25 protein-coding genes are annotated in these 24,213 nt (G+C 42.6%); 15 read left to right on the plus strand and 10 right to left on the minus strand.

The features are described 5' to 3' along the window. Positions 1-24: 24 nt before the first annotated feature. The gene (locus OKW21_RS20290; protein WP_277482706.1) at positions 25-906 is read right to left on the minus strand and encodes an AraC family transcriptional regulator; all 882 of its coding nucleotides are present in this window, start codon (positions 904-906) and stop codon (positions 25-27) included. 180 nt (positions 907-1,086) lie between these two features. Here OKW21_RS20290 and OKW21_RS20295 point away from each other — a divergent pair, with 180 nt between their 5' ends. From OKW21_RS20295 to OKW21_RS20350, 12 genes are all read left to right on the plus strand, one after another. After that, positions 1,087-1,476, plus strand: coding sequence for a RidA family protein (locus OKW21_RS20295; RefSeq protein ID WP_277482708.1), 390 nt, complete (start codon positions 1,087-1,089; stop codon positions 1,474-1,476). An 8-nt stretch (positions 1,477-1,484) separates the two neighbouring features. Beyond that, positions 1,485-2,474: a 3-hydroxyacyl-CoA dehydrogenase family protein gene (locus OKW21_RS20300; RefSeq protein ID WP_277482710.1), complete on the plus strand. Its 990-nt coding sequence runs from the start codon at positions 1,485-1,487 to the stop codon at positions 2,472-2,474. Between the two features lie 12 nt (positions 2,475-2,486). Beyond that, entirely contained in the window at positions 2,487-3,794 is a 1,308-nt protein-coding gene (locus OKW21_RS20305; protein WP_277482712.1) for an aspartate aminotransferase family protein, read from the plus strand. A gap of 38 nt (positions 3,795-3,832) precedes the next feature. Next, positions 3,833-4,804: a 3-hydroxyacyl-CoA dehydrogenase family protein gene (locus tag OKW21_RS20310; RefSeq protein ID WP_277482714.1), complete on the plus strand. Its 972-nt coding sequence runs from the start codon at positions 3,833-3,835 to the stop codon at positions 4,802-4,804. Next, positions 4,801-5,886, plus strand: a complete 1,086-nt coding sequence (locus OKW21_RS20315; protein WP_277482717.1) for a dipeptidase — start codon at positions 4,801-4,803, stop codon at positions 5,884-5,886. The genes OKW21_RS20310 and OKW21_RS20315 overlap by 4 nt, the downstream gene beginning before the upstream one ends. A gap of 4 nt (positions 5,887-5,890) precedes the next feature. Then, entirely contained in the window at positions 5,891-7,255 is a 1,365-nt protein-coding gene (locus OKW21_RS20320) for a neutral/alkaline non-lysosomal ceramidase N-terminal domain-containing protein (protein WP_277482719.1), read from the plus strand. Between the two features lie 6 nt (positions 7,256-7,261). Continuing rightward, positions 7,262-8,389: a D-TA family PLP-dependent enzyme gene (locus tag OKW21_RS20325; protein WP_277482722.1), complete on the plus strand. Its 1,128-nt coding sequence runs from the start codon at positions 7,262-7,264 to the stop codon at positions 8,387-8,389. 39 nt (positions 8,390-8,428) lie between these two features. Then, entirely contained in the window at positions 8,429-9,196 is a 768-nt protein-coding gene (locus OKW21_RS20330) for an HpcH/HpaI aldolase family protein (RefSeq protein WP_277482725.1), read from the plus strand. An 8-nt stretch (positions 9,197-9,204) separates the two neighbouring features. After that, positions 9,205-10,161: an aldo/keto reductase gene (locus tag OKW21_RS20335; protein WP_277482728.1), complete on the plus strand. Its 957-nt coding sequence runs from the start codon at positions 9,205-9,207 to the stop codon at positions 10,159-10,161. Between the two features lie 31 nt (positions 10,162-10,192). Next, complete coding sequence (locus OKW21_RS20340; RefSeq protein ID WP_277482731.1) at positions 10,193-11,110, plus strand: Gfo/Idh/MocA family protein; 918 nt, start codon at positions 10,193-10,195, stop codon at positions 11,108-11,110. 38 nt (positions 11,111-11,148) lie between these two features. Further along, positions 11,149-11,925: an SDR family oxidoreductase gene (locus tag OKW21_RS20345; RefSeq protein WP_277482732.1), complete on the plus strand. Its 777-nt coding sequence runs from the start codon at positions 11,149-11,151 to the stop codon at positions 11,923-11,925. Positions 11,926-12,278: 353 nt separating this feature from the next. Then, positions 12,279-14,228, plus strand: coding sequence for a PA14 domain-containing protein (locus OKW21_RS20350; RefSeq protein WP_277482734.1), 1,950 nt, complete (start codon positions 12,279-12,281; stop codon positions 14,226-14,228). A 327-nt stretch (positions 14,229-14,555) separates the two neighbouring features. On the opposite strand, the gene OKW21_RS20355 is transcribed toward OKW21_RS20350, so the two are convergent. The 5 genes from OKW21_RS20355 to OKW21_RS20375 all read right to left on the minus strand — a co-directional run bounded on the left by OKW21_RS20355 (position 14,556) and on the right by OKW21_RS20375 (position 18,549). Further along, positions 14,556-15,215, minus strand: a complete 660-nt coding sequence (locus OKW21_RS20355) for a metal-dependent transcriptional regulator (RefSeq protein ID WP_277482736.1) — start codon at positions 15,213-15,215, stop codon at positions 14,556-14,558. A gap of 217 nt (positions 15,216-15,432) precedes the next feature. Next, positions 15,433-16,584 (minus strand): hypothetical protein, encoded by a 1,152-nt coding sequence (locus tag OKW21_RS20360; protein ID WP_277482738.1) that lies wholly within the window; start codon positions 16,582-16,584, stop codon positions 15,433-15,435. Between the two features lie 97 nt (positions 16,585-16,681). Beyond that, a complete protein-coding gene (locus OKW21_RS20365; protein WP_277482739.1) occupies positions 16,682-17,296 on the minus strand; it encodes a hypothetical protein in 615 nt (204 codons plus the stop codon). A gap of 63 nt (positions 17,297-17,359) precedes the next feature. Continuing rightward, the gene (locus tag OKW21_RS20370; RefSeq protein WP_277482742.1) at positions 17,360-17,686 is read right to left on the minus strand and encodes a hypothetical protein; all 327 of its coding nucleotides are present in this window, start codon (positions 17,684-17,686) and stop codon (positions 17,360-17,362) included. A 98-nt stretch (positions 17,687-17,784) separates the two neighbouring features. Beyond that, entirely contained in the window at positions 17,785-18,549 is a 765-nt protein-coding gene (locus OKW21_RS20375) for a hypothetical protein (protein ID WP_277482744.1), read from the minus strand. 221 nt (positions 18,550-18,770) lie between these two features. On the opposite strand from OKW21_RS20375, the gene OKW21_RS20380 reads away from it, so the two are divergent. The 3 genes from OKW21_RS20380 to OKW21_RS20390 are packed head-to-tail and all read left to right on the plus strand — an operon-like array spanning position 18,771 to position 20,344. Next, positions 18,771-19,328: an RNA polymerase sigma factor gene (locus tag OKW21_RS20380; protein ID WP_277482746.1), complete on the plus strand. Its 558-nt coding sequence runs from the start codon at positions 18,771-18,773 to the stop codon at positions 19,326-19,328. Then, a complete protein-coding gene (locus tag OKW21_RS20385) occupies positions 19,325-19,510 on the plus strand; it encodes a hypothetical protein (protein ID WP_277482748.1) in 186 nt (61 codons plus the stop codon). Before OKW21_RS20380 ends, OKW21_RS20385 begins: the two co-directional genes overlap by 4 nt. 3 nt (positions 19,511-19,513) lie before the next feature. Continuing rightward, positions 19,514-20,344, plus strand: coding sequence for a mechanosensitive ion channel family protein (locus tag OKW21_RS20390; RefSeq protein ID WP_277482751.1), 831 nt, complete (start codon positions 19,514-19,516; stop codon positions 20,342-20,344). A 380-nt stretch (positions 20,345-20,724) separates the two neighbouring features. Here OKW21_RS20390 and OKW21_RS20395 read toward each other — a convergent pair whose 3' ends face one another. Genes OKW21_RS20395 through OKW21_RS20410 form a run of 4 tightly spaced genes read right to left on the minus strand, consistent with a single transcriptional unit; the run spans position 20,725 to position 24,096 of the window. Then, positions 20,725-21,231: a hypothetical protein gene (locus OKW21_RS20395; protein ID WP_277482752.1), complete on the minus strand. Its 507-nt coding sequence runs from the start codon at positions 21,229-21,231 to the stop codon at positions 20,725-20,727. Positions 21,232-21,256: 25 nt separating this feature from the next. Next, positions 21,257-22,177, minus strand: a complete 921-nt coding sequence (locus tag OKW21_RS20400; RefSeq protein ID WP_277482754.1) for a hypothetical protein — start codon at positions 22,175-22,177, stop codon at positions 21,257-21,259. 4 nt (positions 22,178-22,181) lie between these two features. Beyond that, positions 22,182-23,258: a cytochrome-c peroxidase gene (locus OKW21_RS20405; protein ID WP_277482756.1), complete on the minus strand. Its 1,077-nt coding sequence runs from the start codon at positions 23,256-23,258 to the stop codon at positions 22,182-22,184. Continuing rightward, complete coding sequence (locus tag OKW21_RS20410; RefSeq protein WP_277482758.1) at positions 23,245-24,096, minus strand: MbnP family protein; 852 nt, start codon at positions 24,094-24,096, stop codon at positions 23,245-23,247. The genes OKW21_RS20405 and OKW21_RS20410 overlap by 14 nt, the downstream gene beginning before the upstream one ends. Positions 24,097-24,213 lie beyond the last annotated feature (117 nt).

Here is a 24,213-nt window from a genome sequence, read left to right on the forward strand (position 1 = left end):
ATCTGTAAAATAGCACTAAATTAGTCAGGCGACTTCCACATTGATGTTCACAATCTTTCTGTATTCACTAGGCGTCATTTTTTTATACTTCTTAAACTGACGGTTGAAGTTGGCCAGATTGTTAAAGCCACATTTGTAAGCCACCTCTACAATATGAAAATCACTTTCAGATAATAGCTTACAGGCATACCCTACTCTCAGGGTGTTAACATATTCTACAAAAGTCATTCTGAAATTCTCTTTAAAGAAATTACAGAAAGTTGTTACTGCCATATTGGCTACTTGAGCTACTTCGGATAATGATATTTCTTCCTGAAAATTCAGCATGATGTATTCAGTGACTTTTCTGAACTGATCAGAGCTTCTCAGGGATATTTTCTGTACAAATCCATGGCTCGCCAGCGCTTTATATTCAGTGGTTTGGGAAAGAATATCAAATATGGAAAGTAAGGATGCCAGACGTTGGATGCCGTTCATAGATATCATCTTCTTCATGATCCTATTGATCTCCGTACGGGCCTTTCCATGTATGGCAAGTCCTTGATTTGTACATTTCAGAAAATTAATAAAAGATTCCATTTCAGGGATTTTAAAAAAATCCGCACCTAAAAACTCTTCATTAAAATGGATTACGATCGCATCCGCCACATCACTGGCTTCTCCATTAAAAAACTGTGGATCATTAACCCATACATGTGGCAAATACGGGGGCATAAATACTAAATCCTCATCTTCAAAATATCCAATATGATCACCAACCATTCTTCTTCCGCTACTTTTAATTACCAGCACCAGTTCATACTCCGGATGATAATGCCAGGGACAGGGAAAGTATTCACCGACTTCTCTAAATACTGTAAAAGACTTATCAAATTCCTGGGGTAATCTTTGTTCTACGTATTTCATAGCAGGCAATTTTGTTTAAAACAATATTTTATATAAGTATAAACAATTGAAAGATTATTCTGTAGCTTTTTGAAAGAAAGTATAATAAATGTAAATGATAGTAAAAGGAATTCGGGCAGCATCCTCCTACATTTGTTAATGTAAACATTCCGAACTTTTGTTATACATAAACCTATATATATGAGCAAGAAGAAAGTTATACATCCTGACAGAAGTCCTGACTTTGTTACAGGTGCTTATTCAGATGGCGTGATTATCAACGGCATACTCTACATAAGTGGACAGGCCGCTGTAGATTTCAAAAGCTCCCAATTTGTGTTAGGCACTATACAGGAAGAAACAAAAAGAACGCTGAATAACATCAAAGCAATAGTGGAAGCGGCAGGTGCGGGCATGAATGATGTAGTAAAATGTACTGTCCACCTTTCTGATATTGCCGACTTTGACCAATTCAATGAAGTATATGCACAGTTTTTCTCGGGGATCAGGCCTGCCAGAACTACCGTGCAGTCTGTACTGGGAGAAGGGATAAAAGTAGAAATAGATTGTATTGTTCATCTACCTGCCTGATATAATCTATGATGCTAGAAAATATAGATACCAGTAAAATTCCTATTGGTGTGGTAGGCCTGGGCCTGATGGGGACAAGCATTGCTACTACCTTCATACTGGCAGGCCATCCGGTTGTAGCTTTAGCTCCCATTCCTGAAGATATGAATCATGCTACCACCCACATCAGGAAGCAACTTGAGCACTGTCAGTCAACGGGCTTGCTCTCTAAACCTATCGATGCATACCTCGCTAAGCTTTCAATCACCGAAGACTACCAGCAACTCAAAGACTGTCAGATGGTGCTTGAATGTGTCATTGAAATTTTAGAGATCAAGACAGAAGTATATCATAAAATAGCAGAAGCGATTGAAGATGACGCCATTGTTGCGAGCAATACCTCAGCTATTCCGATCAGCGTGTTGCAAAAAAATATTCCGAACCCGAAACGCTTTCTCGGCATTCATTGGGGCGAACCTGCTTATTTGTCAAGGTTTCTGGAGATCGTTTGTGGTGAACAGACTGACATAAACAAGGCTAAATGGGCGAAAACGCTTGCCCCCTACTGGAGCAAAGAACCAACGCTTTTGCGCAAAGACATCAGAGGATTTGTGACCAACAGGCTAATGTACTCCATTTACCGGGAAGCTTTGACCCTGGTAGAAGAGGGAGAGACTACGCTGGAAGATACTGACAAAGTATTCAGGTACGACGCTGGCTCCTGGATTACACTTATGGGCCTATTCAGGAGAATGGATTTCAATGGTCTGAAAGATTATACTACTATCCTGAACAATCTTTTCCCTGGCCTGAGCAATCGTGAGGACGTGCCTCTGCTAATGCAAAAACTCATTGAAGAGAAGAGCAGGGGCGTTCAAAATACAAAAGGACTTTATCAATATAGCAAGGAGGAAGCTAAACGCTGGGAGGAGGCATTCTCTTTATTCAATGGTGACATATATCACCTGGCTAAAAAGTATCCCGTCAACCTCGCCAAAAATATTAACGCTAAAGATTGAAAAATCTAACCTATGAAAATTGAGACTCATGCAAATTCTGAAGAATTACTAAACAGAGCCAAGAAAGTATTGGCTGGTGGTGTTTCTTCTGAGTTTAGAAAATACAGTTACCCGCATGCGCTATTTTATTCGCATGGCAAAGGAAGTAGAATATATGATGTTGATGGAAATGAATATCTTGACTTTACACTCAGCCAGGGCCCACTTATTTTAGGCCATTCACATCCTGAGGTATTAAAAGCTGTACACGAATATTCTGAAAAAGGACAGCTATTTGCAGGGCAGCATATACAAGAAATAGAACTTGCCGAGAAACTTAACCGTCTCATTCCCTCAGCTGAAATGATGCGCTTCTGCCTGGATGGTTCAGAAGCAGTACATACTGCCTTCAGACTGGCCAGAGCCAAAACCGAAAAGCAAAAATTTTTACGTTTTGAGGGCCACTATCATGGCTGGCTGGATAATGTGTGCTGGGGAATTTCCGCGCCTAGCCTTGACGCGCTCGGCGAGAGAGAATCTCCTACTGTCTCTCCCTGGTCTAATGGCCTTCCTGCTCAGTCTGGAGAAGAATCTATCGTGCTGCCCTGGAATGACCTGGAACTTGTACAAAAAACTGTGGCCAATCACCATCAGGAAATAGCCGCCATCATTACTGAGCCTATCATGTGCAATAATGGCTGTATATTACCGGAAGAAGGATTTCTGCAAGGGCTACGAGATATTTGTGACAAATATAATATCACCTTAATTTTTGATGAGGTCATTACCGGTTTTAGGGTAGGATTGGGTGGCGCGCAGCAGTATTATGGTGTTACGCCTGACCTTTCCATCTTTGCCAAAGCTATGGGGAGTGGATACCCAATCAGTGCTATCGTCGGAAAATCTGCCTGGATGTCGCTGATAGAAGAAGGGAAAGTCATACATGCCGGTACCATGAATTCATGCAATCCTACAGTTGCCGCTGCGCTGGCAACCATTGAAGTACTGGAAAGAGAAAAAGCGCATGAACGAATTTATCGTTTAGGCAGAAAACTTATGATGGGGCTACAACAAGCCGCAGAAGAAAGCGGACACTCCCTGCTGGTTCAGGGCCTTGGCCCTATGCTCCATACCGGTTTTTCACCGCTGGAAAAAGTAAAAGACTACCGGGATACCTTCTCTTATGACAAAAAGCTACTTAGCAGCTTTGTAGCCGGGATGCATCAAAGAGGCATTCGCATTATTGGAAGAGGTTTATGGTATATAAGCGCTGTGCATACTGAATCAGATATTGATTTTGCAATACAAAACGCGCGCGAACTACTTAAGGAAATCAAATAATACATTCAGCTGAGGGATCAGCTGGTAAACCTAGTTATATGAAAAATGACGGGTCCCCCAAGGCCAAAATACTGGTAGTGGGCAGTGACAAGGTAGCCTATAGCCTGGTAGTATGCTTACTACAGGCCGGTCATCCTGTTAAACTTTATACAGAGCAAGGCAAACAGGCCAGGCAGATTATCAACACTCATTTAGATGACTGCTTCAATTTTCAGTCTGAGTACATTTCCGCATCTGCTGATTATGAAGTACTTACTTCATTAGAAGACAAACTGGATGTAGCTATTGCCATGGTCATCACTTCAGAAAACTTATCTGAGAAGAGGGCTGTGCTGGAAAAAACGGAAAAAGCTCTTTCTAAAAATGCTATCATCGCAATCAATACAGAAAGCTTTGCCCTTCAGGAGGTTCACCTGCATGCTACGCATCAGGAACGTGTCATAGGCGCCAATTGGACAGAGCCCGTCCATACTACTTTATTTCTTGAAATCATTACGAATAAACTGACATCGAAAAGTGTAGTAAAAGACTTTTTCCATTTAGCCAAAACGTACTGGAGAAAAGACCCCTACATTCTGAATCACGGCAATGGGATAAGAAGTAAAATGATGTGCGCTATGATACGTGAAGCCTTTTTTCTGATAGAAAAAGGCTATGTAACTCCCGAAGATATTGATCGCGCATGCCGGAATGATCCGGGATACTATTTTCCATTTGCGGGAAACTTCCGCTACATGGACCTGATGGGAGCCTACATTTATGGTGTAGTCATGAAGGATCTGAACCCCAACCTGTCTAAGGAGCGTCACATCCCCGATTTCTTCAACCTGCTTATGGAAAAAGGATGCTACGGAATGGAAAGCGGCCGGGGTTTTTTTGAGTACGATGAAAATGAAGTGAATAATTGGAACAAATTATTCCGTAGGTTTAGCTATGAGATACAGGAAATAATTGAAAAGTATCCGTTCAAATATCTGGAAGAGCTTAAAGAAGAAAATAAGAACAAATGACACCAAGTCTCATTATTGATGCCCACCTGGACCTGGCCATGAATGCGATTGAATGGAACAGAGATCTCTCTCGCCCTCTGCAGGAAATACGGATGAGGGAGATGCATATGCAAGACAAGCCCGACCGGGGAAGAGGTACTGTTTGTATACCGGAACTTAAAAAAGGAAAAATAGGGCTGGTAGTAGCTACTCAACTGTCCAGATATACCCCTCCCGGAAGCGCATTGCCCGGCTGGCACTCTCCTCAACAAGCCTGGGCGATGACGCAGGCGCAGCTCGCCTGGTACAAAGAGATGGAAGCAATAGGAGAAATGGTACAAATTACCAACCTTAACCAGCTAGACCAGCACCTTGCCTTATGGAATGATGATCAAATTCCAGATGAAAACAAGCCTCTTGGCTACATTCTTAGCCTGGAAGGCGCAGACTCCCTGGTAGACATATCTTATTTACATAAAGCTTATGAGTACGGACTAAGAGCTTTAGGATTGTCTCATTTTGGTCCGGGTAGGTATGCTCCGGGCACTAAAATGGAAGGTCCTCTTACTGCTTTAGGGGTTGAACTCCTCAGGGAGATGAACAGCCTGAATATTATTCTTGATGTCACGCATCTCACTGATGAAGGTTTTACGCAGGCACTAGATATTTATGAGGGTCCTATCTGGGCAAGCCATCATAATGTAAGGGAAATAGTACCCACCCAACGGCAACTCACTGATGAACAAATTAAGCTGCTGATTGAACGTGGCGCGGTGATTGGCGGTATGCTGGACTGCTGGGCTATGGATATACGGTTTATAGATACGGTGTCAGACCCCTGGCAACTAAATGTACGCCTGGAAAACCTGGTAGATCACTGGGACCATATCTGCCAGATAGCAGGAAATACAGAACATATCGCTATTGGTAGTGACCTGGACGGTATCTTTGGTACTGAGCAATCTCCCTGGGATATGGATTCTATCGCTGACCTGCAAAAATACCAGGGTATATTAGCTCAAAGAGGTTACACACAGAAAGATATTAATAATATTTTTCATGGCAATTGGTTAAGATTTTTAAGAAAATCCTGGAAAGCATAAGCTAATGAACACTCATACCCTTAAAGCAGGTACTGCTAAAATTGATATTACCCCTCCACTGGGCACTATTATCAATGGAGATCATATTATGCATTATGCCCGCTATATTCATGATCCCCTTTTTGCCAAAGCAATGGTGCTGCATAATGGAAAGTCAACAATCGCCATAATGGTTGTGGATATTTGTGCTATGGACCAGCATTTTTTGGATCAGGTCAAGCAGGAGATACAGGATAAAACTTCCATTCCTGCTACTCATATTCTTATTTCCAGCACACATACACATGCCGCAGGCTCAATTATGAGCTTACTGATGTCTCCGGCTGATCTCCCTTACAGACAACAGTTACTTCCATTACTTGTAGAAGCCGTAGTACAGGCGCATAAGCATTTACAAAACGCTAGAATAGCTTTTGGCGCTGTTGATATTCCGGAACACCTCACCTGCCGAAGGTATCAGATGCAGGAATCTTATACGCCTCAAAACCCCTTAAATGATCAACCAGATCTGGTAAAGACCAACCCTTTCGGACTGGAACATCTCATTGTAAAACCCACTACCCAGACTGATCCCCAGCTTAGTTATCTGGCGGTACAAAGCCATGAGGGCAAATGGCTGGGTCTACTTGCTAATTACTCATTACACTACGTGGGTGACTGGGAAAATGGTACGATTACAGCTGATTATTTTGGTCGGTTCGCTCATTATCTTCAGGCTGAAATATCTGCTGACAATAGTTTTGTAGGGATCATGAGCAATGGCACCAGTGGCGAGGTCAATATCTGGGACTTTCAAAATTCCGATCGGTATCCTCATGAACATTTTGCCAAAAGTGAGCTAATAGGAAGCCAGATTGCTAAAAAAGTAGCTCAATCTTTACAACATATCAGCTGGCAATACGAAGCTGAACTTTCCGCACTATATAGTAAAGTGCAGGTGAAACGGCGTAAGCCTGATGAAGAAGAGTTAGCATCTGCCAGGTCCTTGATAGGACCTGCAGATCTGGAAAATGTAATCGCTGATGAAAATGGATTGAAAACCATATACGCACGCGAACAAATCCTGCTCAATGAACTTCCTGATACTCATGATTTCCCGTTGCAGGCGCTTCGGATTGGTGATGGCATTATTGGTGCATTAGGCGGTGAGTTCTTTTCTGAAACTGGGCTTAAATTAAAAAAAGAAGCAGGTATTGAGCACTACTTTACTATTACGCTGGCCAATGATTACGTAGGCTATGTACCTCCTGCACATGAGTTAGAGAAAGGAGGGTATGAGTGCTGGAGATGTCGTACTTCCTGTCTGGCCCATGAAACAGAAAATCTACTTAGTGAACAACTTTTACAATTAATTCATACCCTCAAGTAAGTGCGCATGAGCAAAAGTAATACGGAAGATAAGTGGTATATCATTGATGAAATAGAAAAGGTGGATTCACCCACTTTGGTAATTTACCCGGAAAGGGTAAAGTCCAATATCCGGCTGTTAAAATCTATGATAGATGATAGCCTTCGACTTCGTCCTCATATTAAAACACATAAAACAAGAGAAGTCAGCAGGCTCCTGATGGAAGAGGGTATCCAAAAGTTTAAATGCGCTACCATCGCCGAAGCCGAGATGCTGGGAAGCTGTCATGCACCGGATGTGCTGCTTGCATATCAGCCGGTGGGGCCAAAACTTGAACGGTTTATAAAGCTTGTTCAGTATTATCCAGACACTCTATTCTCTTGCCTTTGTGATCATCCTGAAGCTGCCCGTCATATGAGTGAACTGGCCGAGTCGCATGAGCTTGTGATACCCATATATATTGACCTTAATGTGGGTATGAACCGTACCGGGATCTCATCAGAAAAAGAGGCCTTTGAACTATCAGAGCTTTGCTCTCACCTGCCTGGATTGCAATTCATGGGTTTTCATGTCTATGACGGGCATTTATCCATCACGGACCTAAATTTAAGGACGAAAGCCTGCAATGAAGGTTATTCAATGGTTGAAAGCCTGGTAGAAACGTTAATTGAGAAAGGATACCCCAAACCTGGGATCGTTGCTGGAGGTTCCCTCTCTTTTCCCATTCATGCTCAACGCAAGGATGTAGAGTGCAGCCCCGGAACTTTTGTGTACTGGGACAAAGGCTATCAGGATCTTTTACCTGAACAGCCCTTTTTACCTGCAGCAGTCCTGCTGAGCCGGGTAGTTTCCCTGCTCGACGAACAGAAATTTTGCCTTGACCTGGGCTATAAAGCTATTGCCGCAGAAAACCCACTAGACCACCGAGTATATTTTCTAAATGCACCTGAGCTGAAAGTAGTTAGCCAGAGTGAGGAGCATCTGGTTGTAGAGGCTGATACAAAACATGGTTGGAAAATAGGTGATGTCCTCTATGCCCTGCCCATCCATATTTGCCCTACCTGTGCCCTTTATGAAACTGTGCAGGTGGTGAGTGAGGGGAAAGTGGCTGACGAATGGGAAGTTGTAGCCAGAAAAAGAAGTATACATATATAAATATTTAACATATCAATTAATCTAGCAACACCCACACATATGAGAGAAAGTAGAGTACTCAGAAAATTAAGAGAGGGAGAAGCCGCCAGTTGTTTTAAGGTAAACCTGGGAGATGGACAGGCTTCAGAAATTGCGTCTATCTCTGGCTTTGACTGCCTGTGGATAGACAGGGAACATCTGGCACAGGACTGGTCGGTACTTGCCAGTCAAATCTGGTCTGCCAAAGCCCATAATACAGATGTTATGGTTAGAGTTCCAAGAGGAAGTTATAGCGATTACATTAAACCTCTGGAAATGGATGCTACGGGCATCATGGTGCCCCATATCATGAGCCTTGATGATGCCAGGAAAGTGGTAGAAATGACCCGCTTCCATCCTATAGGAAAGCGTGCCATTGATGGTGGAAGTGCCGATGGAGCGTATACCAATATGGACTTTACGTCTTATCTGAAACAATCTAATGAACAAAAGTTTATCGTGTTGCAGATTGAAGACCCTGAGCCGCTGGATGAACTGGAGGAAATTGCCGCTCTAGAGGGGTACGACATGCTCTTTTTTGGTCCGGGAGACTTTAGTCAGGCCATAGGTGCTCCGGGAGAGTGGAACCATCCTAAGCTGGTAGAAACGCGAAAGCGGGTGGCAGAGGTAGCCAGAAAACATGGAAAGTTTGCCGCTACATCAGGTAGCATTGATATGCTGCCAGAGTTTAGGTCTTTGGGCTATCAGTTTGTGAGTATAGGGGCCGATGTAGTGGGTTTAAGCCTGTATTGTAAGCAGTTGCAGGAAAAATTTCATCAGACCAAATAAGGGCAGACATGCGCAAAAGACGCTTAGGCAGCACAGAACTTGAAGTTTCGGAAGTAGCTTTTGGAGGCGTAGAAATCGGTATACCCTATGGCATAGGTATCGCCAGCGAGTCCGATATGATCACCGAGAAGGAGGCGATTCATTTGCTTCATACTGCATTGGATGAAGGTATAAATTTTTTTGATACTGCTCGTCTGTATGGCAAAAGTGAAAACATCATGGGCAAAGCATTTCTGGACAGGCGAAACCAGGCCGTTATCGCCAGTAAATGTGTATATATTAAAGATGAAAAAGGCAATATTCCTGATTATCCCCAGCTTAAAAAACTTATAGAATCCTCCTTAGACGCAAGTCTAAAGGCTTTACAAACCGATTATATAGATATATATATGCTGCATCAGGCAGATGAGGAGATAATAACTCACGAGGGCGTATGCAGCATTTTTGAAGATTTAGTACAGTCGGGTAAAATACGGGCAAAGGGAGCATCTGTCTATTCCAGTGAGCAAACACAAACTGCTATAGCAACAGGGCATTGGGATATGATTCAGCTTCCGTTCAACCTCATGGATCAAAGGCAGGCAGATACATTTTCCGCCGCAAAAGAAGCAGGTGTAGGCATCGTTGTTCGTTCTGTCCTATTTAAAGGTATTCTTAGTGAACGTAGTAAGAACCTCCACCCTGCCCTTAAAAAAGTAGAAGCCCATATCAAAAACTATCAATCATTTGTCGACGATACGTTTCCAGACCTGCCTACGCTGGCCAGCAAGTTTGCGCTTTCCTTTGAGGAGGTATCTTCTATATTGGTAGGCATAGACAGAATGGAATATTTGCGTAAATCTCTGGAAGCTGCAGACGGTAAATATATGGATGAAAGTACACTGTTAAGAGCAAGAGCAGCACAATACCCTGACCCTGAATTTCTGGACTTACCTGCCTGGGACAGATCTGGCTGGCTAAAATAAATACACTCTTATAATCTGAACAAATAGCAATATGATAAAACTGGGCATTATTGGCATGAGTCCTGGAAACGCACACCCATATTCATGGTCATCTATCGTCAATGGTTACTATGACGGAGAAGAAATTAGGCGAGTGGGTTATGAGGGCATCACCAATTACCTGAACGCCAACCAGGATACACTAGGTATAGAAGGTGCCACTGTTACCCATGTGTGGACACAAGACAAGTCAATATCAGAAAGTATCATGAAAGCTTCTGGTGTTAAGCATGTTGCTGAGCGTATGGAAGATATGATCGGACAGGTAGATGCGGTTATACTGGCCAGAGATGATGCTGGTGAACATGTTAATATGGCCCGACCATTCCTTGAAGCAGATGTTCCTATTTTTATTGACAAACCTTTGGCTACTACTTATGAAGATCTGGAGTTTTTCACCAGTCAACAGGAAAAGGGTAAGTTTATTATGTCCTGCTCCTCCATGCGTTATTCTACAGAATGCCGTGCTGTTAAGATAGATAAGGATAAATTAGGTAAGATTGAACTCATCACTGCTGTAGGTAAAAAAGACTGGCTTAAATACGGTATTCATATGCTGGAAGCCATTTTTGCTTTTCTGGATGATGCCCAACCTCAAACAGTACAACATCTTGGTTCAACGAATAAAGACATAGTACTCATTGAGTTTGAAAATGGTATCAAAGTAAGTGTACACCTCTTTATGGACATTGCATTAACTTTTCAAATGTCGGTATATGGTCAGAAGGGATGGGAACTTATAGAAATGAAGAACTACTATGCCATGTTCAGAGATAATCTGATAGAATTTATTCGCTCAGTTAATGAAGGAAAGTCCAGGCTTAGCTATGACAAAACGGAAAGACTCATCCGTACACTAATCGGTGCTGTAGAAAGTAGAAACGAGGGAGGTAAGCTCATTTATTTATAAAATATTTTTAAAGTCATTTTTTCAAAAACACCTATAAAATGCACGTAAAAGAGCTTTTAAGCTTAAAAGATAAAGTAGTTTTAGTTACGGGCGGTAGTGGTATGTATGGCCAATCCATTGTGGAAGGCCTGGCGGAAGCGGATGCCAAAGTAATTATCGGCTCTCGTAATAAGGAGCGTGCCCAGGAAGTAGCACAAAGATTTAGCGAGCAGGGATATGATGTACATGCTCTTCAAATAGATCAGTCAGATCATACGTCTGTACTGGATGCAAAACAGGAGCTACTCAACACCTATGGAAAACTGGACGTCTTTATCAACAATGCCGTATCACGTCCGATGAAAGGTTATGATGAGCCTATAAGCCAGTTTGAAGAATCCATGCAGGTGAATGCCACCGGTATGATGGATGTATTAAGAGAACTATCAGAGCTGATTATCCAGAGTGGTGGAGGAAGCATTATCAATATAAGTTCTTTCATGGGCATGTATGGACCGGATTTGTCAAATTACGATGGAACAGATATGGGAACGCCACCTCCTGATTATTTTTTCCATAAAGCAGGCATGATTAATATTACCCGTTATCTGACCCGGGTATTAGCAAATAAAAATATTCGTATCAACTGCATTAGTCCCGGAGGATTATTTAACCACCAGCCTGAGCGCTTTCTTAAGAATTACTGTAAAAAAGTTCCGCTGGGCAGAATGGCTAACAAAGATGACATTAAAGGCCTGGTAGTACTTTTATCTTCAGATGCAGGGGCATATATCAACGGAGAAAATATAGTGATGGATGGCGGATATTGTGCCTAAGAAATAAAGTTGAGCAAAGCCTATGATCAGTGGTGTTTATTCTTTTAGAATAGCTGGAGTTGAAACTGACAGAGTAATATTACCGGAATAACCAGAAGGTACTTTAATAAAACAGAAGCAAACTAAGGTTTTAGCGCCTGTAGATTGATAATGATGCTATGTAGGGTTTAAGCTTCTGTTTGCTAATGAACTCATATGGTTTGCACAAATATTTATGCCTGAAGTCACTTATATATGCTGCGCCAGCAACTTTTATCATCTTATTTATGCAAGAGTAACTCTGCTAAAATAATGATTTACTGTACCCTTTATTCTACTTTCCGAACCTATCATTTTATAAAACAATCAAAACGATGAAATACCATTTCATTTCGCTGTTACTCCTATTACTTTATACTACCTCCTATAGTCAACAGGATGACAGTTCAGAATTTACATCTGAAGCTTTTGAGGAGGCCGTACCCTGGACACATTTAAATTTTCATAACAATCCTGATAACTTTCAATTTGCGATCGTGAGTGACCGGACAGGAGGGCATCGGCCGGGAGTGTTTGGCAAAGCAGTGGAAAAGCTCAATTTACTTCAACCTGAATTTGTCATGTGTGTGGGAGATCTTATTGAGGGTTACAGTAAAGATTCCGCTGTGGTAAACGCACAATGGGATGAGTTTCATGACATATTAGAACCGCTTGAAATGCCATTCTTTTACCTTCCTGGCAACCATGATTTTACCAATGCTATGATGAAAAATCAATGGCTGTATCGCTATGGCAGAGACTATTACTATTTCGTGTACAAAAATGTGCTATTCATCACCATGAATACCAATGATGGCAATGGTGTAGAGGTAAGCAGAGAACAAATTGACTATACCAAACAGGTACTTGAAAAATTTCCCGATGTACGCCATACTTTCATTTTTATGCATCATCCCATTTGGAGCTATGGGAGCACTGATCAGTTTACTGAAATAGAGCAATATCTTGAAGGAAGGAAATTTACAGTATTTGCCGGTCACACCCATAGGTATCTGTTTGAGAAAAGGAAACAAAATAACTATTATGTCTTAGCCACTACGGGTGGAGGGACTCCTTTACAAGGTCCTAAATTTGGTCGGTTTGATCATGTTACCTGGGTTACCATGACTGAAGAAGAACCCACCATTGTTAACCTTAAACTTGATGGTATTATCAATCATGATGTGTCTACTCGTGAAACGGCCCAAATGACAGGATCATTAATCAACAGTACCAGATTTAAAACCCAGGTTCTCCTCTCCCCGAGTAAAAAGGGTGAAGGGATTCGCTCATTTTCAAATATATTTACCAAGGGGCTATTAAAACTTCAGGTTCAAAATACGGCAGATGAGCCCCTGCAGTTCAGTGGTAGCTTCTTTCACAACCATCAAATTGCGGTAGATATCTTAAAGATCAATGAGGATATTCCTCCTAATTCTTCCAAAGAATTTGAGATCAACTTATCTGCGCTGAAAAACATACCCATTGCTGACCTAAATTCACTGGAGATGGATTGGACTATCGGTTATAAAACTGCTAAACTAGAACAACCTTTTCAACTTGAAGGAATTCATAATATTGACATAAACCCGAGTCCTCAACACATTACTTTTTCAGCAGACACTATTTTTCTGGAGGCAGTACCCCTTGAAATAAAGCAACCTTTCCAGGACATTAACATTCATTATACTTTGGACGGTACAGAGCCTACATTGCAGTCTCCTGTATATCAATCTCCTTTAACGCTGGAAGGTACCACCGAGCTAAAAGTAAAGTTCTTTACATCTAAGGGTGATCATTCTGGCCTGATGGCACAAACTTTTAGAAAAACGGCTCCCAAAAAAGCGATAAAACGTAAAAGTAAAGCTGGGCTGAAGTATGCTTATTATGAAGGAGAATTTACCACTCTGCCAGATTATGAGTCTTTAGAGCCAATCAATACAGATGTGATAGCTAGTTTCAATATAGATTCTCTTGCTGGTCCACGGGGAGATTACTATGGGTTTACTTTTGATGGTTTCCTTGAAATTCCAACTGATGGAGTTTATACATTTTATCTGAACTCAAACGATGGCAGCCGACTCTATATTGCCGATGAACTTGTTGTGGATAATGATGGTATCCATATTTCAACCATCAAGCCTGGACAGATTGCTCTAAAAAAAGGAAAGCACCCTATAAAAATTGAGTATTTTGAAGGTAAAGACTATCAAAATTTATGGCTCGGATGGGAAGGGCCTGGCTTTGATAGAGAAAGTGTTCCTTTTAAAAATTTATCTCATTAAGTAATACTCCTGAATATAGCTATATCTCTTTTCATTAGACTTATGGCGCATAAAGCTATATGTTCTCGTTTAGATATATGGACCATTACACATAAAAGAAGCGGGCTACTACCCGCTTCCTTCAGCTAGATTTTTTGTACCCGAAGTCTGGTGAGAGCAGGAATAAAGTATACCGACACATATGATTACAATTATGCTTCCTCCTTGACTCACACTCATTCAGCATCCTCTGCCCTACCTTATCATGAGATCATGACATAGTAAAAGCATTTGACGCTCAGAATCACTTACAGGTGAGGAAGTATACAAGTTTATTGGCGAGCGTTTTTACTTCAACTGTTTGACCAGCACATGCTCGGCGACTTTGTGGCTGACCTGCACTTCTTCATCACGGATTTTCAGCTTTACACTGCCGTCAAACACCTCTTTCTCCAGCACCTGCAAAGTATCTCCTATGCGCAGCCGTATCTTGTCCAGGTACTGCAGCAGGGCCGCCTGATCGCTGGCTACCGACACAAAGGTAATGCTTTGCCCGGCTGAGATTTCTGAAAGTGGCAGGGTAATAGCCTCCGGTAAAATACCGTCTTTGGAGGGTATAGGATCGCCATGAGGGTCAAACTCAGGATTGCCTAAAAAATCATCCAACTTATTGATTAGTAGTTCGGAATGTACATGTTCCAACTGGTCGGCGATTTCGTGTACTTCTTCCCAGCCAAACTTTAGTTTCTCTACCAGAAACACCTCCCAGATTCGGTGCTTGCGTACTACCTGCAATACCACCCGCTTACCCTTTTCCGTGAGGGTCACGCCATGAGATTTTTTGTAATGGATCAGGTTTTTCTCAGATAATTTTCTCAACATATCTGTCACCGAAGCAGGTTTGTTAGAGAGATGATCCGCCAAAGTAGAGGTCCCAACCTTCTCATCCTCCTGCCCTGTGAAATGATAAATCGCTTTCAGATAATCTTCTTCCGTCTTTGAATACATGCCTGTTGTTTTGATACGGCAAAGATAATCAAATCGAAAAGACCTGTATTGAACTACGTATTTAGATTTTCTCCTGAGGTCAAATAATTGCGCTTTCACGCCCCGTGTTCCCACCTACAATACCCCTGGCCATCGGAGAACGCATGCATTCGCATAAGCTGAAAAGCACACAGAGCATGGGCAGGCACAACAGCCGCCCTATCTGTTGAGCAGATGATTATTTTAAAAACTCTGCTTTAAAACTGATATCGGCCGTAATCCCGAAAAAAGGGCGAAAGTATATGCTATCGTCTATATCGATAGGCAGATTGCTGCTGGGATCATTGCTCGCCTGGTTTTGAAGAATCGTTACTCCTCCGGAAAACCTGATGAATTCGTATAGCTGATACCCCAGGCCTAGATACAAAGGGCGCTTTACGATAGGACCACTCACCTTGATACCCTCAACGTTTTCAAAATCTTTAAAATAAAAACCTGCCACTACCGCCGTATTACTCATCAGCTGTGGAGCAAAAGTTTGTTTACCTAAAGGTAAGGTAATGCCTGCCATTCCACCTGAAGAGTTATTTACTCCTTCCAGTTTGTGCTGCAGCAGTATGCCACCATATCCTCCATGGACAATCATAGCACTTTTTATTTTTTCTGTCGGGTATTTACTAATCTCACGGCTATCCACCAGAATTGAAAGCCCCTTGTCCATATGAAGATTCAACTCAAAACCTATCAGGCCCATTAACTCCCCTAGCTGCTGCCGGATCGCCTGTTCTTCATCTTCAGTCTCTGAAGGCTGAAGGTACAGTATTTTCAGTTTGCCCTTCACGATATCTGAAAAGCCTTCAAAAGGAATGTTCCGATGGAAGCGGTAATGGGCGAGCCTGGCCTGTGTCATGGCCTGCATCTCACTAAGCATCAAAGAAATTCTTGACATTTTACGGATTCCCCGCCTGGGCAGATGTAGGCTTTGCCCTACATAGGTTTCCAAAGTGAAAAGCATATCGTTTTTTATCTCCTGAACTTCCCAAGGTTCTGCTTTCCGGTAATAATTAATGAGAAAGTCATACTCCGTATTACTTCTCAGGTAATAGTTAATCGGCAGTAAGAAGTGCTGTGAACGATCATTATAGCTTCGCTTCCATAGATTCTGATAAAGTACATGCTCTCCATGTCTTTTGCCGGACATGATTATCACTTCCACCATGTTGGTACTACCCTCAATCTCTCCGCTCATAAAAAAATATTTCTCTGCCGGCAGAGGCTGATCCATATTAAAGGAGGACCTTTCGTAATCAAAAGTAATGGTCTGTTTCTGTGCCAGCAGCAATGAGCAGCTACATAACAAACCGAGTATGGTCAAACTTATTTTTTTCATTTTATTAAATTTTTGGAGTAAAAAAGGGTTGGTACTCTTGATCAGGCAGTAGGGTTATGTTCCCCCATTGGCCACGCCAGTGAGGGCTAAGTTCTCTCTACTGGCTCAGCAGAAATGGCTGGAATACTTCCGGCTGAAAATTAGCTACCAGACTACCCATACGTACATCATATCCCATCAGAGGAGTGGAAGCAAAGTACTCTCCCCCAGCGGCACTTTCTACCATAGTGGCACTATTGCTGAGCAAAGCAGGAGGATAAGCACTGGCAAATGCCTGTCCTACCATTTTCTTATTACTTGCCATGATGATGTTGCCTTCAGGATCTACAACCATGACAGAAGCTACATACTTCTCTTTTACAAACTGGGCCAGGTAAGTATCAATCTGTTCGCGGTTGTCGCGAATCATTTCAGCCCTTACTGCCCAGGCCAGGGGTTTCATTAGCATATGTACATAAGTCCGATTACTAAATTCAATGAAGGTTTCCGCCTGTATTCTCAGTTCGGCCATCGCCTGACTGTTTTGCTCTGTCAGGGTGGTTATCGCTGCTTCGTGCGCTTGCGTTGCCCTCCGTAAACGGCTCTCCATAATAAAATAGGTGAGTGCCACACTTAGCAGCAGAGCGAGTATCAATATATTTTTGAGGCGATCTTTCAGATTATTTTTGGGCAGCTTTATGTCCTCAAGTTCAGGGGTGTTTTTAGTTTTCATTGTATTGAATTTAAGTGGTTAAATCTTGATTAATGCTTTTCGCGATTCTCACAGCACATTGCCTTAAGCTTCTTTTTCTGACTTTTTGGGCAGCTCATCTTCTTTCTTTTCTTCGTAAAATTTGTTGAATACTTCCGACAGCTCATAGGTCAGATGGTCGTATGCCTCCATAAATTTATCCCGGATATCATCACTCCATTTCTCGATGGAATCGCCTTCCACGATTTTAAGCAGTTGACGTTTCTGCTGCTTCAACCTGCGAATAATCGCACTCGTGGCCTTTTGACTAACTTCCGATTTTCTGTTGAGGCTTTCATTCAATCTTATGATCATATGATCATATTCTTTTATTTTAAGCCTTGCCTTGCTTATAAAATTTTGCTTTTCCATGTGCTTAATGTTAAAAGGGTAATATCAATATGAGTAAAGAAAAAAGACGGAGCGGAAACCAAACCGCCTTTTAGTATTAATTAAGGGTTACCTGAAGATTACTGGTTAACCATGGGTACTACATCATCTGCAAACTGTAACTCCAGCATGCTGATGGCTGACCGATGCTGCTCTATATTTTTGTTCAGCAGCATAAGTTCTTTTTTTAGGTTTTCGATGATCTCATCCAGGGCGATTAGCCGTGAACGGTTGGAGACGTTCTCATTTTTCAGCGTAATCTTTTTCTCTTCTTTGGTTTTTTCCGATGCGATCAGTTCTTCTACTTTAGGTACTCGCTTGCCCAGATTCTTGTACTCTTTTTCATTCTTTTTAAGCGTAGACTTCAACCTTTTCTCCTGCTGCTCATCCGCTTCGATCAGCGCATTGAGTTTCTCTGTTTTGTAGTGTTTTACAAAGTTTTTAGTAAAGCTACGCAGGTTGCTCATTTCCTGGGGGTAGTCCAGGCTGTTCAGCCCAATGTCATAACCCAGCAAAAAAGCTACGGCCAGGGTAGTTTCTCCTCCTTCGGTAAAAAACCTGGCTTTCAGGTCGCCTTCTTTCTGCGCAATGCCGGGGATCAGGACCTCTTCGGCCATGAGCAAATCTCTACCTGACTTTTTAACTTTTACATTCAATTGTCTTTTAGCAAATTTTTTATAACTTTTCTTCAGTGGATCCATAGGTTCATCCACCTGCATTACCCAGGCATCAACCATATGCTTCCCCATTTCTACTTTTTTTTCTACTGGCCGGTACACCTGTGCATAAGCAGTGGAAGCGACCAGCACAGTAAAAGCAATGAACAGTACGTGTAAGGTTTTCATGATGTATGTGATTTAAGGTTTGTGATAAAAACTACTCTTATGACAGCTTATAAGACAGGAAGTCACATTTTTTCGAAAATAATACTTAAGTAAATTTTATCAGTATGCACTATCTTAAACTATGGCCGGGAACAGCCGGGAGCCAGGACAAAAAAAATTTCGGAAAGATGTGACTTTTCAAAAAAACTGCTGTCTAAATAAATTCTTATGATACCTAAACTGTGAAACCCAAACAATTACATAAGCTCAGTGATGAAGAAATTACTGCGTTTATTGTAAAACACAAGGATTCCCGACCATTCCGTATTCTCTATGAGCGGTATGCGAATAAGGTATACGCCAAATGCCTGAGCTTTACCAAAAGTCAGGCGGAGGCCGAGGACCTGGCCCACGATATATTTCTAAAAGTATATCTAAAGCTCAGGACATTTAAAGCGAGTGCCCGGTTTTCTACCTGGCTCTATAGTATTACATATCATTACTGTGTGGACTTTGTCAACAAAGTTCGCAGGGACAAAGCGCATCACGAAGCCTATGTCAGTGAAATAAATGCCTATGAAGAAGACACGCATGAGGAAGAGATTCTTCAGATTCAGATAGAGAAGCTAAAGCAGATATTGGAGCAGATCAAACCGGAAGACAAAGCCTTGCTGCTGATGAAATACCAGGATGATCTGCCCATCAAAGATATTATGGTAATCACTGCGCTCTCAGAAAGTGCGGTAAAAATGCGGTTGAAAAGAGCCAAAGCTAAAATCATTGAATTATCCCGATCATGAACACTAACCCATTTAAAGCACTGGAAGAAGAGGCCCAAGCGCCCGAAAAGCTGGGAGACAAAGTAATGGAAAGCATAGTATTAAGTGAACTGATCATGGATATCGCTGATCTGTTCATCGTAAAAACAGGAAAAACGATTGCCAGCCTTTTTAAAACTGATCAACTTCACAAAAACCCCTAGGTTATGGAAACACTTAGCGAATGGGAAAGCATCGCTTTTTCTTCATTGCATGCCTTTGGCAATACCCTTATGAACGCCCTGCCCAATATATTGGGGGCTGTGGTACTGCTCCTTATCGGCTGGCTCATAGCCCGAACCATGCGCTACATTACCAGAAAGCTCATGCGTACCCACCCCATGCAAAGCATAAGTGAACGCCTTCATGAATTGCCATGGTTAAGAAGTTCGGACGTTAAAACTGAGGGCGCCAATGTCATTGCCAGGTTTGTTTACTGGGTTGTGCTTCTGTTTTTCTTTGTTGCCGCTTCAGAAACGCTGGGGTGGTCGGCAGTTTCTCAAACAATAGGCATGTTGCTAAATTACCTGCCAGCCCTCTTAAGTGCCGTACTGATTGCCATTATCGGCCTGTATATTGCTCAGGTGGTAAAAAACCTCTTACTGACAGCCCTGCACTCCCTGGAAATGCACTCTGCCCATATCATCAGCAGTTTTGTATTCTACATTATTGCTGTTTTTGTAATACTCACCGCACTGGAACAGGCAGGAATTGATACCAGCATAATCACCTCCAATATTACACTGGTCATAGGTGCCATTATGATTGCCTTTGCCATCGCTTTTGCTATGGCCGCCAAAGATATCCTGCAAAATATTTTGTCCTCTTACTACAGCAGGCAAAACTTCCAGGTAGGTAATATCATTAAAATAGGAGAAGTCAAGGGAGAAATTATTCGGCTGGATAATATATCGGTGGTAGTCAAAACTTTTTCTTCTGAAGTGGTATTGCCAGCCCGGCTACTGATCACTGAAAAAGTGGAGAAGATAACAGAATAAACTTCTAAATACGGCTGACTTCGGCTCTCTTTACTATTTTCTTATTCCATCTTTGCATACATGCCTGTTGTTTTGATACAGCAGAGATAATCAAATCGGAAAGACAAGTGAGTAGCACGCATATTTAATTTGGCAGGCTGATAAGAGTCGCTCCAGTCCCCGCTTTGTGAGACCGACAGTCTCCATTGCGGAGCACATCGGCACGGGGTGCCCCCGCACAAACCGCAAGCATCAGTACGCTTATCATCTTAAGTAACTGAGCATAAGTAACAAGGTCTTTTTACTGTAAAATACTGACGTGCAGAATTTTATGCTCGTAATAAAATAGCACCCGGCGTGGGTCGCTGTTGCTTATTGCGCCTCTTCTCAGCCTGCAATGATTATTCGGGTAATACGAGAAATATGTGAGCTTCTTTAATGCTGCTTTCTACCAGCGTTTTTACCTGCTCAATCGCAGCATTTTGTAGCTGCAGAACGCGGATAAGATTCGTAGTATCATCAGGCAGCACACTTACCGCTACTTCAGCATTGGTGGATTGCGCATCGTACATCTTATGCACTTTTTTCACATTGTGCCCCCATTGCATCATGGCTTCATCAGCCTTTTCCAGCTTTTGTACGATTTCCTGCATGCGCTGAAGCAGGTCTGTATTCATTTCCTCTCCCCCTCTTTGTTGCAAGGTATCAATACGCTTGTTCAACAGACTTTTTAAGCGCGCGATCTCATCCATATGAGACATTACTTCCTCATGCACTTCAATAGCTTCCTGATAAATCTCCTGTGCCTGCACATACTTCTCATCGGTAACGCTAGCCTTAGATGAGGGCTGGCAGCTCATGGTGAGCAAAAAAGCTATTACATACAGGTTTATGAAAACACTATGCATATACAAATATGATGGGTTATAGGGTTTAAAAATTATAAATCAGGCTGATCATGATGCGTTCTTTGGACTCAATGGCCGCAACCTCATCACTATTCATCTGCTGGGATACCGGGTTTTTAAAAGTAAACCCAACTGCCACATCACGATAATAAATATCCAGCCCCACCTGAGCCAACCAGACTTCTCCTCCACTGTTCAACTGCCTGATGCCATTATCCGTATGCATCTCTCCGGTTTCGTAGTACATACCGATATTCGGAAGTATGGATAGATACTTCATCTGCCTCCAGTAAAACAGTTGAGTCGAAGCATTCCATTGATTGCCAAAACGATAGCCTTCAGGATTTTCTGTATTCAACTGGGCAGTCGTGCCCAGGTTCAATCCTACGTTCTGGAAACGCACCGTATAAATAGTATTTAGTACAAAGTCAGTACTTCCGGTGCCCAACTGAAAATTAGGATTGACCAATAGTCCCTGATCCTGCTGACGAAAATCTCCGGTAGGCAGTTTTACGCCTCCTCCGGCCAGCCAGGTATGCCGCCAGGGATTCCCCACATCTTCTCCGGTATTGACGAGTGTATAATTCGCTAAGACAGAAATATCACCAAGACCTGCTGCCGTAACTTTCTGATGGCTGCCCTCCATCTGATTGAACGAATAGGGAATGGAAGCAAATAGCTGAATGCGGTCTGTCAGATAAAGCCGGCTCCACAATTCAAAAGTCTGGTAGGTGTCATTGGAATACTCATCTTCCATATACTCGCTATTATGGTCCATACGTGCAAAGAAAGAACTGTAATACCAACGCAATCCCACAAAATTTTTGTCATACTGCGGCAGGATTCCGAAATAATTGCTTCCCAGCGAGCAACCGCAGACATCGCAGGCCAGGCTGGCAGTAAGTGAAATACTAAAAGCAAAAAGCGTAAAGCATATATTTTTCATAATGTCAGTGGTTTGGGTTCGTAAATCGTTGGTCAGCAACAAAGTCGTAGTCGCTGAGGGTTTTGAGGAAAGCAATAATTTTTGTCTGTTCTTCTTCTGTCATGGAAATGCCCAACTGCGCTCCATTGCTGAGCAAAGGATCTAAAGTAGGCGAGTCCACTACCCCACCTGCATAGTGGCGCAGTACCTCTTCCAGCGTCTGGAAACGGGCATTGTGCATATAGGGCGCTGTACGCCCCACATTCCTCAGGCTCGGCACTCTGAACTTGCCCTGATCGGCACTGTGCTCAGTAATTCTGGCCCTACCTTCATCACCGAAACTGGCATTGATTCCATTATTGCGAAAGCTAAAGTCAGAAAACAGTATGCCTTCATGGCAGGAGGCGCATTTCTCTTCAAAAAGCTTCATCCCTTCTAATTCAGCATCCGTCAGGCTTTCCCCTTCGTTTCGCATGTACTTGTCATATTTGGAATTGGCCGAGACCATCATCACCAGAAACTGGGAAAAGGCATGCAGCATATAAGGTGAAGTGATGGTATCTATGCCAAAAGCTTCTTTGAACAATGCCGGGTACTCATCATCCTGGTTAAGCTTATCCACCACATTGGCCAGGCTTTCATCCATCTCCTGCGCATTTTCAATGGCATTGGTAGGCACAAAGTCCAGATGCGTTACGCCTCCATCCCAGAAGAACTCCCGCATAAAAGCAAGGTTGGTCAGAGCGGGAGCATTGCGTGTACCTCTCCGATTATCTACACCTACACTCATAGGATGCTGCGGCCCATCGGCAAAAGCTGTTGCCTGTATGTGACAATTATTGCAGGACACTGAACCGTCACGCGACAGTACAGGATCAAAAAACAGCTTTCTGCCCAGCTCAAATCCTTTCTCTGTCACAGGGTTATTGTCAAAGGTGTAGGTAGGCTCAGGAAAGTTATCCGGTTTAACAAATATATATTTCCGATCTACCATACCTTCTATTTCATCTGTCTGACAGGAAAACAGCAGCGTCAGGCAGACACCGAGTATAAGGCTGCCTACCCATCTGCATACATTTGCGGTAAATCTACTGATGTACATGATCCACAGTGAAGGCAGCAGGTATCTGGTCTGCCAGGGGCGCTCCCAGTAAAGGTGAATGTACGGAGTAGGTTTGTGAAAAATCAATGGCTGCGCCATCCAGAATTTTCAGCAGGTCAAATACGATATGGACCTGCGGTTTCATGTCCTCGCTTACGGTTACCGCTGCGCCTAAGTCAAGCGTAACTGTACGGATGTTATTGACATAATTATCGTCAGGCTCCACCTCTTTCCATCCTCCTACGTGCAGCCCAAAGGTATTTTCCTCAACTAGCCAGCCATCCCCTTCTATCCTTTCCTGTGGAGAGTCGGCAGCTGTGCCTTCTATGCCCAGGTTGATGTAGCCAGCGTTCCAGTTCCAGAACCAGGCGTCTTCGGCAGGGTCCAGTATGCCTCCGGCAGCACCTTCCTGCACGCCTTCTTCAGCGATGCCAAGTATAAACGTGATTTTATCATAGGCTCCTGTAGGAACATCATTCAAAGTAATAAACTGAGAAGAAGCATCACTTTCCAGTACCAGGTAATAGCCTTCCACATCATCAGCATTGGCACTGACGTTCATCACGTCTTCAAACCGCTCTCCATCCGGTCCTTCCAGTTTGATATTGCTGACGTAGTAGCGGAAAGTAGAAAGGTTAAATTCCTGACCCGATGCATTGGCGTAACGATAATCTGTAGAGCCTGCCGGATCAAGCTGCATCTGCTGCGTACCTACATAATTATCAAACTCTACGACAAAAGCGCCGGAAGCTTCGAGAGACATATTCTCATCTTCATCACAGGCAATGAATAGTGTCAGTAATAATATACTTAGTAAAATATTGTGAGTGGTTTTCATCTTTTTTTTAGAATATTGATTATGAATTGTCTGGCTGATCTATTGCAGCTTAGTAATAGGAATAAGCGCTTCTCTCCTGATAGGACATACTTATGCCATCAGATAAAGAAGACCCGT

Source organism: Catalinimonas alkaloidigena (assembly GCF_029504655.1).
GTDB lineage: Bacteria > Bacteroidota > Bacteroidia > Cytophagales > Cyclobacteriaceae > Catalinimonas > Catalinimonas alkaloidigena.